The organism is Flavobacterium zhairuonense (genome assembly GCF_004352915.1).
GTDB classification, from domain to species: Bacteria; Bacteroidota; Bacteroidia; order Flavobacteriales; family Flavobacteriaceae; genus Flavobacterium; species Flavobacterium zhairuonense.
This window is the reverse complement of the sequence record NZ_SJSY01000067.1, coordinates 47,713-61,400: the sequence shown is the minus strand read 5'-3', so window position 1 is coordinate 61,400 and position 13,688 is coordinate 47,713. Positions and strand designations below refer to the sequence as shown.

Below are 13,688 nucleotides of genomic sequence, written 5' to 3'. Positions count from 1 at the left end.
AACATAATTTTAAAATTAAGCAAAAGCTTCAAACTATGTTTCTTTTAAGCCAAATAAACAGTCATGCTGTTAATTTGTAAAGAAAAAACCGCATTAAAGCAATACGGTTTTCCTTTCGCAACTGAACATTATTTCAGACTTGCTTTTGTTTCTTTTATGGTTTTGAAATTACTTTCAGACAGCGCGTTTCCGTCAAAAAAGGAAACCCCGATTGCGCCATTTTCTTTGGCTAATAAAATGGCTTCTTTTAATTCTTTATCATTCTTTAATCCTGGAACGTAAATCCCTGTATTGATTTTTGTTTTTTTATCTTTCAAATCAGCAACGCCTTGTTTTGTAGCATAACCAACCCAATCAATTTCTTCATCGTAAAAACTATGATAAATCATTGGGTAAACTTCGTCGATATCCCATTTATCCCAACGTTGACGAACCATATGATCAGCCATTTCTGGATAAGGAAAAACCGCCGCCGTTAATTGTTTGTTGTGTTTATGCGCGATAGCATAAGCATCATTAACTACAGCTTGAATGGCATTTAATCTAAAGTTTTTCCACTCCATATCGATTGAAGTATTGTGGCTTTGTTTTGGATTTTTATGATGTATTTTTTCAAATGCTTTTACACATTCATCGCAATAGCAAAAATCAAATTGTGGCAATTCTACATCTTGAACCAAATTGTATTTTGGCAATAAACTAATTGGCAAAAAAATATCCGGGAAACGAATATAATCTAAATGAACACTTTCAATGCCATCCACTTTTGCCAGTTCTTCAACTAAGTGCAAAACGTGTTCTCTAGACTCTTTTCTGGTTGGACAAAGCCATTGATAATAATCAACATAAGGACGAGTGTCAAAACATGATTTCCCTTCTTTGCTTACCTGATACCAGTCTGGATGTTGTAGCGCAATCGAATCGCCAGGTCTGTTCATGGCCATAATCCAGGCATGTACTTTTAAGCCTTCTTTTGTAGCCAGCGGCACTAATTTTTTTAAAAGTTTTGGATCTGTAGCAGTATTGATCAAAACCTCATCGATGCCGCCGTCTTTATATTTTTTAAATTCTTTTGTATAATCTGCATCCGATTTTTTAGCGTCAGCTGTGGTCCAGACAGCAAATTTAAAAGTGGTTGGTTCTTCTTTTTTAGCACATGAAAAAATACTAAAGGCTAATAAAAAAAGTAATAGTTTTGGTAGTTTCATAGGTGGTTTATTTTGAGATTATTTTGCCGTCCTGCCTTATAATATAAGTTTGGTTTGAAAAAGGACTTTTTATCGAAATATTATATCCCGAAGCATGGTTTTCTAATACCGGTTTCAAAATTTTAGTATCAACTACGATTGGTTCTTTCGTAAGATCTGCCATTGATTTTGCCCAAGCTTTGTGCTTTTCAGCATATTGTTTCTGCGCTCTGTACAACGTATAAAGTTCCCATTTTACTTTTTCATCCTGCGGAATTACAAAAGCATCTTTCCCTTCTTTTGAAGAAAAATAAACATATCCCCATTTTTCAGGCTCATGCATGTTGATGACACCCATTGGCGACCAAACCCAATTGTATTCGGGCAAGAACTTTCCATTGGCATCTTTTTTTCGCTCATAAGTTCCATTTTTAATCGAATGTTGCCAATTTACTCTAGAGAAATTAACTCTCCAGAATTTATCTATCGGAACAACTTTGTCAAAATAAGACGTTTTATAAGACGCCCACGGAATAGCCATTTCTAAGACCCAGCCTTCATCAGTATCATTCGGATTATTGATTGTGCCATTAATTTTCACAGCCGATTTAAGCCCAGGAATATCCCAGCCGTTTGCGACTACAATATCAGGTTCTCTGTATGGCTTTGTCAAAAACAAATCCCAAGCGGTGTTTAAGGCGTTTATCTCTAACTCATAATAATTGTAAGTATCATTATCGGGATCAATAAAAACCTCAAAATCATTATTATAAAAAATGATGGTATCGCGCTGTTTCAAATTGGCCCAAACATGAGGTTCTTCCATTTTTGCCAAAATATAGAAATTGGTTTCATCCCAAAGCATTTTTACTTTGGTGGCATATTTTGGTTTTATGCCGTTTTCAATATCTTCAAAAAGATCAGTCCATTCCGCTTTGCTCCATGAAGTGTCAGCATCTTCTCCATCAATTACAATGGGAGTTGCTGTTTTGGTTGCGACATAGGTTTTAGGCACAATTGTCTTTTTCGATTGCGAAAACGCCATAACAGAAAAAAATCCTAAAGCGACGGGTAACCATTTAAATTTAAAATCCATATTTTTCTATAAACTGTTATCTTTCGTAAACTGGACTACCTCGCTTAATTTACCAAAAGCAATAGCCACGACAGTATCGGCAGCGCCATAATAAACAGCTAATTTATCTTCTTCAGTATCATGTAAAGCAGCGCATGGAAAAACAACATTTGGCACATCGCCTACCATTTCATAAAGTTCTGCTGGCCCTAATAAATAAGGTTGTGTTCTGTATTTTACTTTATCGGGTGAATCAACTTCTAAAAGCGCCGCTCCCATTGCATATCGGAAACCATTGCAAGTGTTGATAACGCCATGATAAATCATCAACCAACCTTCGTCGGTAAGAATAGGAATTGGTCCTGCTCCCACTTTTGTACATTGCCAAGCACTGTCTTCAAAAGGAGTTGGTTTCATAACTAGGCGGTGTTCTCCCCAATATTTCATATCGGGACTATAACTGATCCAAATATCTCCAAAAGGTGTATGCCCGTTATCACTCGGACGGCTCAACATGGCGTATTTTCCGTTGATTTTTTGTGGAAATAAAACTCCATTTCTGTTAAAAGGCAAATACGCATTTTCGCATTGAAAAAACTCCTTAAAATCAAAAGTATAACCAATTCCGATTGTTGGTCCGTTATAACCGTTACACCACGTAATCCAATAACGGTCTTCGATAAAAACAACACGCGGATCGTATTTGTAAGCAGACTCGATCATGTCTGTGTTTCCAGCTTTCATTTCGATTGGTTCGTGATTGATTTCCCAATCGATTCCATTTTTACTAAAACCAGCAAAAATGTTCATTTGAACTGCCTTATTATCGCATCTAAAAACACCTGCAAAACCATCTCCAAAAGGAACAACAGCACTATTAAAAACGCTATTTGATGAAGGAATCGCGTATCTTTCTATAATAGGATTATTTGAATATCTCCACATTACATCATTACTGTTTTCTGGTCTGTCTTGCCAAGGAATACTGCTCATTTTCTTAGTTTTTCGTTTATTATTTTTAATTCTCCAAACTCCTAAAAAGATATTTTCTATTTCTTTAAACAGTCTGAAATTGTTTCTTATTTTCTCTTTTTATTGAAACACTTAGAAACATAGTTTTTAAGATTAAAAAATTGGTTTCGGTTTAGTCCAAAAGATATATGTGTGTGTGGAATTTTCTTTTGTACTCTTCTTTTCTAAAAATAAAAATCTATGTTTCTACGCATTCCAAATTTATTTAATCTGCAATTTTTCTAACTCTATCCAGCCATGTAAATTTCAGGATGGTAGTCGTGATCAGAAAAACTATTAATGCTACGATTGCTTTTGGATAATCTTTGATGATAAAGAATATCGGAAGCAAAATCATACTCGATTGCCATACAATCCCGATTGCACAATTCAGCATATCTCTGCCAAAATCATTATTTTTTTCGAAAGTATGATCTTCTGCTTTTAACACTTTATAGACGGGATTCCAGAAACCCCACGGTCTAACATTCGAATAAAACGATTTTAATACTTCCATTTCTGTTGGTTCGCTCAAGAAAGTTCCTAAAACACAACCCAAAATAGAGAAGCCAAAAATTAACGGAAAGAGATAAATGGCTTGTACATGTGATAAGTTATATAAAAATGAACCTTCCGTTAAATTGGCTTGATTCTGTCCTAAAATAAATTGCAATGAAGCGATTATTAACCCTGCAAACATTCCCCAGAAATAACCCCAGCCATTAAAGCGCCACCAAATCCATTTTAGGAAATTAGCTGCGACATAACCTCCATAAAGGGCGCTGGTAATCCATAAAGTCAAGGAGTTGATTGAATCAGCAAAAAAGCCCATAAAAACTCCTAAACCAACAACCAAAAATGAAGAAATCTGGCTCACTTTAATGTAATGAGCATTTGATGCAACTGGCTTGAAATACTTTTTATAAATATCATTTACAATGTAAGCCGGACCAGCATTTACAAAAGCTGAAAATCCGGACATAAACGCTGCCAATAAACCCGCCAGCAAAAGTCCTTTTATTCCAACAGGAATATATAAATTAACCACTTTTGGCATTAGCAATTCCAAATCAGCTCCAGTTAAACCTGCGTTTGCATTTAATTCAGGTGCAAGATTTACCAATGCAATTACCACGATTCCAGTGATCAATAAATATCTCGGAATGAATAAAATCAGGTTTGTAAAACCACTCATATAAGCCGCCTCTTTAACCGATTTTGTCGAAAGAATTCTTTGTAAATCGTAACTTGGCGTTGGTCCGGCAACACTCGCGAAAAACCCCTTAAACAAAGTCATTCCGATAAAAGCGCCAAACATTTTATATCCTTCTGAATCAATCAAATTGTTGAATGTCTGGAATTTTTCACTCCATTGGGTTTCAAATTGCCATCCAAAGAAAACATTTTTCCATTCTTCTGTAATAACCGAATTGATTTGAATATCAGTATAATTCACAAAAGCATAACCCGCAATCAGTGTTCCTGCCGTGATCATGATAAGATATTGCACCACTTCAGTCGCTACTACAGAAAACATGCCGCCTTTAACGGTATAAATTGTCGTTAAAAATATAATTAGCAATGCGTAAGAACGCTCTGATGTCAAAAGAATTAAATCACCATAATGAAGCGTTAAATCCCAAGGAAGAATAATGGTTACGAATTTCCCGATTCCTTCAAAAAAATAAGCGATAAAACCTATTGTAGAAATGATGGCAAAAATGGCCACAATAATATGAGATGCTTTTCCGGCTCTGTCGCTTCCAAAGCGAGTCAAAATCCATTCGGAACCTGTCATTACTTTTGATTTTCTAATCCAAACAGCGAGAAACATCATTACGAAAATCTGGTTCCAAATGGGCCAAAGCCACATAAACATAAAACTTTTGACACCGTATAAAAACAAAACTCCAATCATCCATGAAGTTCCTGAAACGTCAAACATTCCAGATCCGTTGCTTAATCCTAAAAAATACCATTTAATTGTTTTTCCGCCGAGAAAATAATCATCTAAGCCTTTTGACGCTTTTCTTGAAATCCAAATTCCTATTCCTACAGAAAGCACGATGTAGGCAATGATGATCGCTATGTCAATGATATTCATTAAATTTTATGGTATTAGTTGGTTAGTTAATTTTTGGTTGGGGCAATCTGAGTTCCAATTAAGAAGATAATTCTACATTGATTTTAGAATTCTTAAGAAGAATCTGTTAATGATGCGGTATTGACTTTTGGTAAGCATAATCTACATTTTAAAAAAAAACTTTAATTATTGTTTGCAATAAAAAAGCCGTTAGACAAAAAAACTTGGTCACAATTATTTTTTGTATCTCTTTATTTCACAACTTGCGATCGAAAGCGCAATTAAGACCAACAAAGCAAAACAAGTAAAAACAATAATAATTTAACTTTAAATTTATATAAAATTGATTTTTGCTTAAAGTAATTTAGACAAACGACATCTAAACGAAGACAAACACCAAAAAAAGTCACAAAACGTAGTATTATTATGAATTTCAGTTCCAGCAGATTTTATTCGATTCCCTTGCGTTACCACGTATTTTTCTGGTTGACATACTTTTTGTTCAATACTTTTCGCTGGGGAATTTATTTTAACGATTATGCTTATTCGTTCAAGAGTAATTTATTAGGTTTTCCTATTCACATGACTTTATGTTATCTGAATATTTTGCTGTTTATGCCGTATTTGGTTTATCGAAAAAAATACCTTTTGTACGTCCTTGCCGTTTTGATTTCTATTTTCGCAATGGTAATTCTGAAATTCAACCTTACCTATCTACTTATAAATCATGATGTTTGGCCAGAAGGCCCCACTAAAATCGATAAACTTACACTTACGTACACGATCGACATGATGATTGGCGAATTGTATGTGATAACATTTGTTACGGCAATCAAGATTACATTGGATTTTATGAAAGAGCAAAAAAGAGTTGTCGATCTCGAAAAATCACAATTGGAAACCGAACTGCTTTTCCTAAAATCTCAAATTTCTCCTCATTTTCTTTTTAATACGCTTAATAATATCTACTCACTATCTGTAGAAAAATCTAACAAGACACCGAGAATAGTAACAAAACTTTCTGAGTTAATGCGTTATATGTTGTATGAAACAAAAAACAGAAGACAAAGCTTAGAAAACGAAATACTTTGCATTCAAAATTATCTCGATTTGGAGCGAATTCGGAATGATGATCGTCTTGAAATAAACATGTCTATTTCGGGCGACATTCACGATAAGGAAATAGCGCCAATTATTCTTTTGACTTTTATTGAAAATGCTTTTAAACATGGCGTAAACAAGAACACTGGAAAAGTTGTTATTGACATCAATTTCAAGATAAAAGATGATTTCCTGCATTTTAGCGTTTCTAATCCGCAACCAGAAGTTACACTTCATGAAGATAATTTCAACACTTCAAGTGGCATCGGAATCGAAAATGTAAAGAAAAGATTAGAATTAGGTTACAATAAAAACGAGTATAACCTTTCTTTTAAAAAGAAAAAGAATATTTTTGTTGTAAAGCTTAAAATTAAAGTCACTTAGCACGACTTTTGCTGTTTAAAAACAGTACCTGCTAAATTATTTTGCGCAAAAAATAATAATAAAAAAATGAAAGTAAATTGTTTGATTATTGATGATGAGCCTTTGGCAATCAATGTTATTAAAAATTATTTGGAACCCCTTGAAGATTTTGAGGTTCTAAATACTTTTAGCAACCCGATTGAAGGTCTGAATTTTTTGAAAAACAATAAAGTCGATGTCATTTTTTTAGATATTAATATGCCGGTTCTTGACGGCATAAATTTTATAAAAAGCCTTGAAAATCCTCCGTTGGTAATTATTACAAGTGCTTACAGCCAATTTGCTATTGAAACTTACGAACTCGATGTTGTTGACTTTTTGGTTAAACCAATTGAATTTCCAAGACTGATGAAAGCCCTTAACAAGGTCAGCAAGCGTCTGGAAACTATAAACAACATTACACCCGAGAATACGGCAGACAATCCTTTCATCTTTGTCAAAATTGATAAAAAAAGAATGAAGAAGATTTTCCTGAATGAGATTTTGGTAATCGAAAGCTTGAAAGATTATTTAAAAATCAGTACGCTTACCAATAAATACATCATACACAGCACGATGTCTGATTTCACCGACTTATTGCCGGAGCGAAATTTCTTGAGAATCCATCGCTCTTTTACTATTGCCATTGACAAGATCGATGCCGTTGAAGGAAACAGCATCGAAATTGAAGGCCTTAGATATGTTATTGGAAGATCGTATATGGAACATGTCAAACAAAGAATTTTAAATTCTTCTACTTAATTAAATTCAGAAGTTTAAAAATTTGGCAATTCATGTTTAATGCGTTCCCAAAAAACGTCGTTGTATAAATAACTTGATCCGAGAATACTCGTTTCTTCTGTTTCATCAATTATAGAAATGGCAAGATCAATAGCTCTGTTTTTAAAATTTTCCTCTAATTTGGATAAAAACAGTTTATACGATTTGGCAATATTGCCGCCGATAACTAATAAATCGGCATCGAAATTTATAATGTATGGAGATAAAAACTCCGTTAGATTATCTGCAAAACTGTCAAAAATTTTGGCTGTAGAATGATTTTTCAAGCCTGCTATTTCTTTTACGCCATCTGTAGCGATTTCACCAGAAACATTTTCATATTCTTTTAAAAACCATCGTGTCGAAAAATAATTATCGGCAATATCATTTTCAAAGGGCTTGTCCCACAAACATCCATTATCGGGTACATTCAAACCTTGAGTTATAGGCAATTTATCATCTAAAAAAGTAGCTCCAAAACCAGTCCCTAAAGTTATTGCAATTACTTTTTCATGTACTAAACCTGCCGTTTGTTTTAATGTGCTTCCAACTCCAAAACAACTTGCATCATTGAGGAATCTAAAAATTACATTTTTGTTTTTGATGTATTTTAAAAGTTCATCAGAAACCGAAACATTAAACAAAGCTTCAAATTTATTATTGCCTTTAAACATTGCGACTCCAGATTCATACTGAAAAGGTCCTGGCATCGAAAAAGAGATCCCAATCGTTTCATTTTCAGAAATCAATCCATTTTTCTCAATAACCCTAATAGTTTGATTAATTGCCTCTGCCCATTTCTTAAAAATTGTTTCTTTTGATGCCATACAATCAACAGCAGAGCAAAAATAAGTGTCGGGCATTATTTTAAAACTTTCGCTATCAACTGCCGCACTGCTTACGTGGCTACCTCCAACGTCCACGCCTATAATTATTGCCATTTTTGTTTATTTAAATTGTTTAACCGAAATCGATACTTGTGCTCCTAACACAATGTAATTAAAGCGTTTCCACACGAACTTTTCATTACTAAGCATCATTTCAAACTTAAACAGAAAGATGCTTATGGAACAATGATATATTGTCAAAAGACGGTACGAATTAATATTTTTTTGGCTTGCCTTCTTTATTATAAAAACAAAAACACCATTCTGTATCCGAATTACAGAATGGTGTTTTTATATGAACTAAAAGTTTAATTACAATTTATAAAGCATACTGGCCGCTCCCAATAAAGCTGCTCCTTCATTATCTGTAGAAACAACGACGCTAAGTTCTAGTCCGTTTTCTTTAATTTTTTTATTGAAAGACGAAAGAAAAAATTCGCTTGCATTGGCAATTTTTCCTCCAATAATAAAATGATTTGCACCAAATTTAGTTATCCAAGGAATTGCAACCTCAGCCAAATCCTCGCCCATTTGTTCAAAAACCTTAATTGCAATTTCATCTCCGGAAAGTGCCAGATTATAAAGTTCTAAGCCATTTTTAAGACTTTTACCTGATAAGGTTTTATAGCCTCCTAAAAGTCCGCGTGCCGACACATAATCTTCTGCAATACCGTCTTTGAATGGCAAATTGTAAATTTCTCCGTCAATTGGGACTGATTCTCCTGTTGAAATAGAAACGCCTTTATCAATAAAACATGCTCCAAGTCCTGTGCCTAATGTTACTGCCATGACTTTTTTAGAAAGATTAGCTGCATCTTTAAAAACTTCGCCTTTTCCAAAGCAAACGGCATCATTTTCAAAAAGAATCGGGAAATCACTCGACAAGTTAAGCGTTCCTTGAAACAAATAACGAACATTCAGGCCGTAAAAATGCTCATATTTAGATTGATCTTTTATCCAGCAAAGTCCATTCGCATAATCAAACGGGCCAGGCATGCACACGGCAAGTCCTTTTACTTCTTCTACTTTTGAGTTTTCGATTGAAATGCGAATCACTTTTTCCCAAATAGTCATGACCTGATCGACTGGCAAATTAGAATCAAAAGATTCTTTATGTACCGAAAAGTCAATCATTTTCATATTCGCAATATCTATAATTGCTGCGGTAATATGTGTTCCTCCAATGTCAACTCCAACGGCATATTCTTTATTCATTTTTTCACTTTTATCTATTTTCTTAAAATCTGGCTTTAGCTCAATAATATTCATTTCATTCATAAACTTTTCCAATAGCATTTTGAAACTATAACTAATCTATCCTCTTATTTTTATTGCTAATTTGAGGTTTTTATAAATTTTTATCTTTTAAAATTTGTGGGTATTTGATGCTGGTGTGCACAATCATTTCTCCAAAAAGCGTATTCGCCCAAGCAAACCATTTTCGGGTAAACTTGGCTACATCATCTTTATGAAACGATTCGTGCATGAAACCGGTATCGGCATTTGTTTTGATCAAATTGCTGATGCACGCTTTGATTTCTTTTTCATCGACACTTGTAATGGCTCTCAAAACAATGCTCATTGGCCAAATTGTATCGGCTCCGGTGTGCGGGCCACCAATTCCTTCGCCTGCTTTTCCTTTGTAAAAAAACGGATTGTTTTCTGAAAGAACCACTTTTCGAGTATTCAAATATAATGGGCTGTCTGGCTCAATTGCTCCTAAGTATGGCAATGAAAGTAAAGAAGGAACATTGGCATCATCCATCATGTGAAAACTGCCGTATCCGTTTACTTCAAAAGCAATTATTTTTCCAAATTTTGGATGTTCGATAATTCCGTTTTCTTCTAATCCTTTCTGAACTTGCTCTCTTAATTCTTTTGCTTTGGCAACCAAATCTTTGTCCAACATGGCTGGCAGAGAGAAAATTTCGATCAAATAACCCAAAACTTCAATCGCAAACATATTGCTCGGAATTAGATAACCGAACAAAGTGCTGTCGTCACTTGGCCTAAAAGTGGAAACAATCAAACCACAAGGTTTCACAGGATATCCGTAACCGCTCAAAGGCACGCCATCAGTCGCCCAAGCTGTTTCTCTTTGGAAAGTATATGGCCCTTTATCTGTCCATCTTTGCTGCTCTTTAAAAGTCTGCAATACTAAAAGCATGGCTTCTTTCCATTGCTTGTCAAACAAACTTAGGTCGCCAGTTTCTTTCCAATATCCATGCGCCAAACGAATAGGGTAACACAAACTGTCGATTTCCCATTTGCGTTCGTGAATTCCTGGTTTCATTTTGGTCAGATCATTTTTCCATTCGCTTATTTTAGAAAAATCTTTATAAAAAGCATTTGCATAAGGATCCAGCAAAATACATTTTGTCTGACGATTGATTACACCTTTTACCAATTCAGCCAGTTTTTTATCTTCTTTCACAAATGGAATGTAAGGCCAAATTTGAGCTGTACTGTCGCGAAGCCACATGGCATCTATATCTCCCGTAATTACGTATGTATCCGGTTTTCCATCAATAATTTCAAAATCGACTGTGGTGTCTAGCGTATTTGGAAAACAGTTTTCAAACAACCAAGCTAATTCTGGATTCGCAATTTGTTTTTTGATGCGTGTAATTGCCGCTTCAATTGCAGGACTTGTAAATTTTCTTTCAGCCAAAGGAGGTCTTTTGCTGATAAAATCTTTTAACGCAAAATCAAACGCATTTGACTGTGAAGCAAAAACATCGGTTTGAATCGCCAATAGTCCAGCTGAAAAAATTCCAGCATTTTTTATAAATTTTCTACGTGACTGCATAGTATTATTTTGAATTTGAGTAAGAGTATGGAAAGGCGCTTGAAGAAGTTCCTCTTTGTAAATTTGGTTCAGCAGACATCTCAAAATTCAATTCTCCGCCTTTTAAGACATCAGAATGATTGATGAAATTTTTAGCATAACTGGCATTATCCCATTTTAATTCTTGAACGTATTTATTAGTTTCAGAATTTTTAGGAGCGTTTATAAACAGCTTTTTGCCGTTCTCCAACTCTAAAGTCAGCTTTTTGAATAATGGCGCACCCAAAACATATTCGTCTGTTGCTGGACAAACCGGATAAAATCCCATTGCTGAAAAAATGTACCAAGCCGAAGTCTGGCCGTTATCTTCATCGCCACAATAACCATCTGTAGTTGGCTTGTACAAACGTTTTATAACTTCTCTTGACCAATATTGTGTTTTCCAAGGTTCGCCTGCATAATTGTACAAATAAATCATGTGCTGAATTGGCTGGTTTCCGTGAGCATATTGTCCCATATTCATAATCTGCATTTCGCGGATTTCATGAATAACCGATCCGTAATAACTGTCGTCAAAAACTGGAGGTGTTGAAAAAACCGCATCTAATTTCTCCACAAATTTTTTCTGTCCGCCCATCAAATTAATCAATCCTTGAACATCATGAAAAACGCTCCAGCTATAATGCATTGCATTTCCTTCTGTAAAAGCATCTCCCCATTTTAATGGGTTGAAGTTTTTCGGAAAACTTCCGTCTTTATTTCTGCCGCTCATCCATCCAATTTCAGGATTAAATACGTTTTTATAATTCATCATTCGTTTCTCGAACAAACTGATTTCCTTTTTTGGACGATTTAAGGCTTTCGCCAATTTCCAAATCGCAAAATCATCATAAGCATATTCCAGCGTCCTTGCCGCATTTTCGTTGATTTTCACATCATAAGGAACATACCCTAAAGTATTATAATACGAAACTCCTTTTCTTCCCACGGCATCCATCGGGCCTTCATTATTTGCTCCATGAACTAAAGCTTCAAATAAAATATTGATGTCATATCCTCTTAAACCTTTGATATAAGCATCAGAAACCACAGAAGCCGAGTTGTTTCCGACCATTACATTTCTGAAACCAGGGCTCGACCATTCTGGCAAAAAGCCACCTTCTTTATAATCATTGATCAAACCTTCCTGCATTTCTTTGTTTACAGAAGGATAAACTAAATTCAATAAAGGGTATAAGGCGCGGAAAGTATCCCAAAAACCTGTTCCTGCATACATATAACCCGGCAAAACATTTCCGTTATACGGACTGTAATGCACTGTTTCGCCTTTGGCATTTATTTCATATTGCTTTTGAGGAAAACAAGTTGCGCGATACAAGCAAGAATAAAAAGTTTTCAATTGATCTGCGTCGTTGCTTTCGGCAGTTATTTTTCCTAGAACTTTATTCCATTCTTTTTTAGAAGATGCTACAGTTTCGTTGAAAGTCGCATTTCCTAACTCGGTTTTCAAATTTAATTCCGCTTGCTCTGGGCTTATAAATGATGAAGCTGTTTTGACGTTTACAATTTCGCCTTTCTTAGTTTTGAAACTAACAACTGCTCCAGCATGATTGTCCTGCAATTCTAATTTATCTTTTTCTATACCTTTTTCATTCCATGTACTGCTTGTAGCAAATGGTTTGTCAAAAACAAGCACAAAATAGTTTTTGAAATTCGTTGGAACTCCTCCACTATTGCGTGTTGTATAGCCTATGATTTTATTTTCAGATGGAATAATTTTGATGTATGAACCCTTGTCAAATGCATCGACTACAATTGAAGATTGCTCATTTTCAGGAAAAGTGATCTGAAAATGCGCAGCTCTTTCAGTTGCAGTAATTTCTGTTGTAACATCATAATCCGCAAGATAAACGCTGTAATAATACGGTTTTGAAACCTCTGCTTTATGACTGAACCAACTTGCTCGATCTGCTTCTGCAACTACTATTTTCCCTGTCACTGGCATAATCGAAAACTGTCCATAATCGTTCATCCATGGCGATGGCTGATGCGTTTGCTTAAATCCTCTAATTTTTTCTGCAGTGTATGTGTATGCCCATCCATCACCCATTTTCCCAGTTTGCGGTGTCCAGAAATTCATTCCCCATGGCCTGCAAATTGCTGGATAAGTATTTCCGTTTGACAAACTATGCACAGATTGTGTCCCCATTAATGGATTTACATATTCTGCCGGATCTAAAGGTTTTACTTGTGCTGTGGCAATACCGCACTGTATTAATCCTAAAAAAATTAAGCTCTTTACTTTCATAGTCTTTTTATGCTTTAAGCTATAAGCTGTAGGCTATACGCTTTAAATTAATATCTATAAATTTTT

At 34.9% G+C, this 13,688-nt stretch carries 10 protein-coding genes; 2 read left to right on the top strand and 8 right to left on the bottom strand.

All coding sequences use genetic code 11. The features are described from left to right. Positions 1-128 precede the first annotated feature (128 nt). The 4 genes from EYY60_RS05225 to EYY60_RS05210 form a co-directional block, all read right to left on the bottom strand. Positions 129-1,208 (bottom strand): putative glycoside hydrolase, encoded by a 1,080-nt coding sequence (locus tag EYY60_RS05225; RefSeq protein WP_132988337.1) that lies wholly within the window; start codon positions 1,206-1,208, stop codon positions 129-131. A gap of 7 nt (positions 1,209-1,215) precedes the next feature. Next, positions 1,216-2,283: a carbohydrate-binding family 9-like protein gene (locus EYY60_RS05220; RefSeq protein ID WP_132988336.1), complete on the bottom strand. Its 1,068-nt coding sequence runs from the start codon at positions 2,281-2,283 to the stop codon at positions 1,216-1,218. Positions 2,284-2,289: 6 nt separating this feature from the next. Continuing rightward, on the bottom strand, positions 2,290-3,255 hold the full coding sequence (locus EYY60_RS05215) for a glycoside hydrolase family 130 protein (RefSeq protein WP_132988335.1): 966 nt from the start codon (positions 3,253-3,255) through the stop codon (positions 2,290-2,292). Between the two features lie 244 nt (positions 3,256-3,499). Next, the gene (locus tag EYY60_RS05210; protein ID WP_132988334.1) at positions 3,500-5,377 is read right to left on the bottom strand and encodes a sodium:solute symporter family protein; all 1,878 of its coding nucleotides are present in this window, start codon (positions 5,375-5,377) and stop codon (positions 3,500-3,502) included. A gap of 405 nt (positions 5,378-5,782) precedes the next feature. On the opposite strand from EYY60_RS05210, the gene EYY60_RS05205 reads away from it, so the two are divergent. Both EYY60_RS05205 and EYY60_RS05200 read left to right on the top strand, forming a co-directional pair. Then, entirely contained in the window at positions 5,783-6,841 is a 1,059-nt protein-coding gene (locus tag EYY60_RS05205; protein WP_132988333.1) for a sensor histidine kinase, read from the top strand. Between the two features lie 66 nt (positions 6,842-6,907). After that, positions 6,908-7,621 carry a LytR/AlgR family response regulator transcription factor gene (locus EYY60_RS05200; RefSeq protein WP_132988332.1) on the top strand — a complete coding sequence of 238 codons (714 nt, stop codon included), beginning with the start codon at positions 6,908-6,910 and terminating at the stop codon, positions 7,619-7,621. Positions 7,622-7,635: 14 nt separating this feature from the next. Here the strand turns inward: EYY60_RS05200 and EYY60_RS05195 are convergent, their stop codons facing one another. From EYY60_RS05195 to EYY60_RS05180, 4 genes are all read right to left on the bottom strand, one after another. Beyond that, positions 7,636-8,580 (bottom strand): ROK family protein, encoded by a 945-nt coding sequence (locus EYY60_RS05195; protein ID WP_132988331.1) that lies wholly within the window; start codon positions 8,578-8,580, stop codon positions 7,636-7,638. A gap of 258 nt (positions 8,581-8,838) precedes the next feature. Beyond that, the gene (locus tag EYY60_RS05190) at positions 8,839-9,741 is read right to left on the bottom strand and encodes an ROK family protein (RefSeq protein WP_132988330.1); all 903 of its coding nucleotides are present in this window, start codon (positions 9,739-9,741) and stop codon (positions 8,839-8,841) included. 133 nt (positions 9,742-9,874) lie between these two features. Next, entirely contained in the window at positions 9,875-11,335 is a 1,461-nt protein-coding gene (locus EYY60_RS05185) for a glycoside hydrolase family 125 protein (protein ID WP_132988329.1), read from the bottom strand. 4 nt (positions 11,336-11,339) lie between these two features. Beyond that, positions 11,340-13,622, bottom strand: coding sequence for a GH92 family glycosyl hydrolase (locus EYY60_RS05180; protein ID WP_132988328.1), 2,283 nt, complete (start codon positions 13,620-13,622; stop codon positions 11,340-11,342). Positions 13,623-13,688: the final 66 nt, after the last annotated feature.

What these genes read in the sequence shown, in the direction of transcription:
- EYY60_RS05195 (WP_132988331.1), bottom strand. Translation starts at nt 8,580, where the DNA reads ATGGCAATAATTATAGGCGTGGACGTTGGAGGTAGCCACGTAAGCAGT.
- EYY60_RS05210 (WP_132988334.1), bottom strand. Translation starts at nt 5,377, where the DNA reads ATGAATATCATTGACATAGCGATCATCATTGCCTACATCGTGCTTTCT.
- EYY60_RS05205 (WP_132988333.1), top strand. Translation starts at nt 5,783, where the DNA reads ATGAATTTCAGTTCCAGCAGATTTTATTCGATTCCCTTGCGTTACCAC.
- EYY60_RS05200 (WP_132988332.1), top strand. Translation starts at nt 6,908, where the DNA reads ATGAAAGTAAATTGTTTGATTATTGATGATGAGCCTTTGGCAATCAAT.
- EYY60_RS05190 (WP_132988330.1), bottom strand. Translation starts at nt 9,741, where the DNA reads ATGAATAAAGAATATGCCGTTGGAGTTGACATTGGAGGAACACATATT.
- EYY60_RS05220 (WP_132988336.1), bottom strand. Translation starts at nt 2,283, where the DNA reads ATGGATTTTAAATTTAAATGGTTACCCGTCGCTTTAGGATTTTTTTCT.
- EYY60_RS05185 (WP_132988329.1), bottom strand. Translation starts at nt 11,335, where the DNA reads ATGCAGTCACGTAGAAAATTTATAAAAAATGCTGGAATTTTTTCAGCT.
- EYY60_RS05225 (WP_132988337.1), bottom strand. Translation starts at nt 1,208, where the DNA reads ATGAAACTACCAAAACTATTACTTTTTTTATTAGCCTTTAGTATTTTT.
- EYY60_RS05215 (WP_132988335.1), bottom strand. Translation starts at nt 3,255, where the DNA reads ATGAGCAGTATTCCTTGGCAAGACAGACCAGAAAACAGTAATGATGTA.
- EYY60_RS05180 (WP_132988328.1), bottom strand. Translation starts at nt 13,622, where the DNA reads ATGAAAGTAAAGAGCTTAATTTTTTTAGGATTAATACAGTGCGGTATT.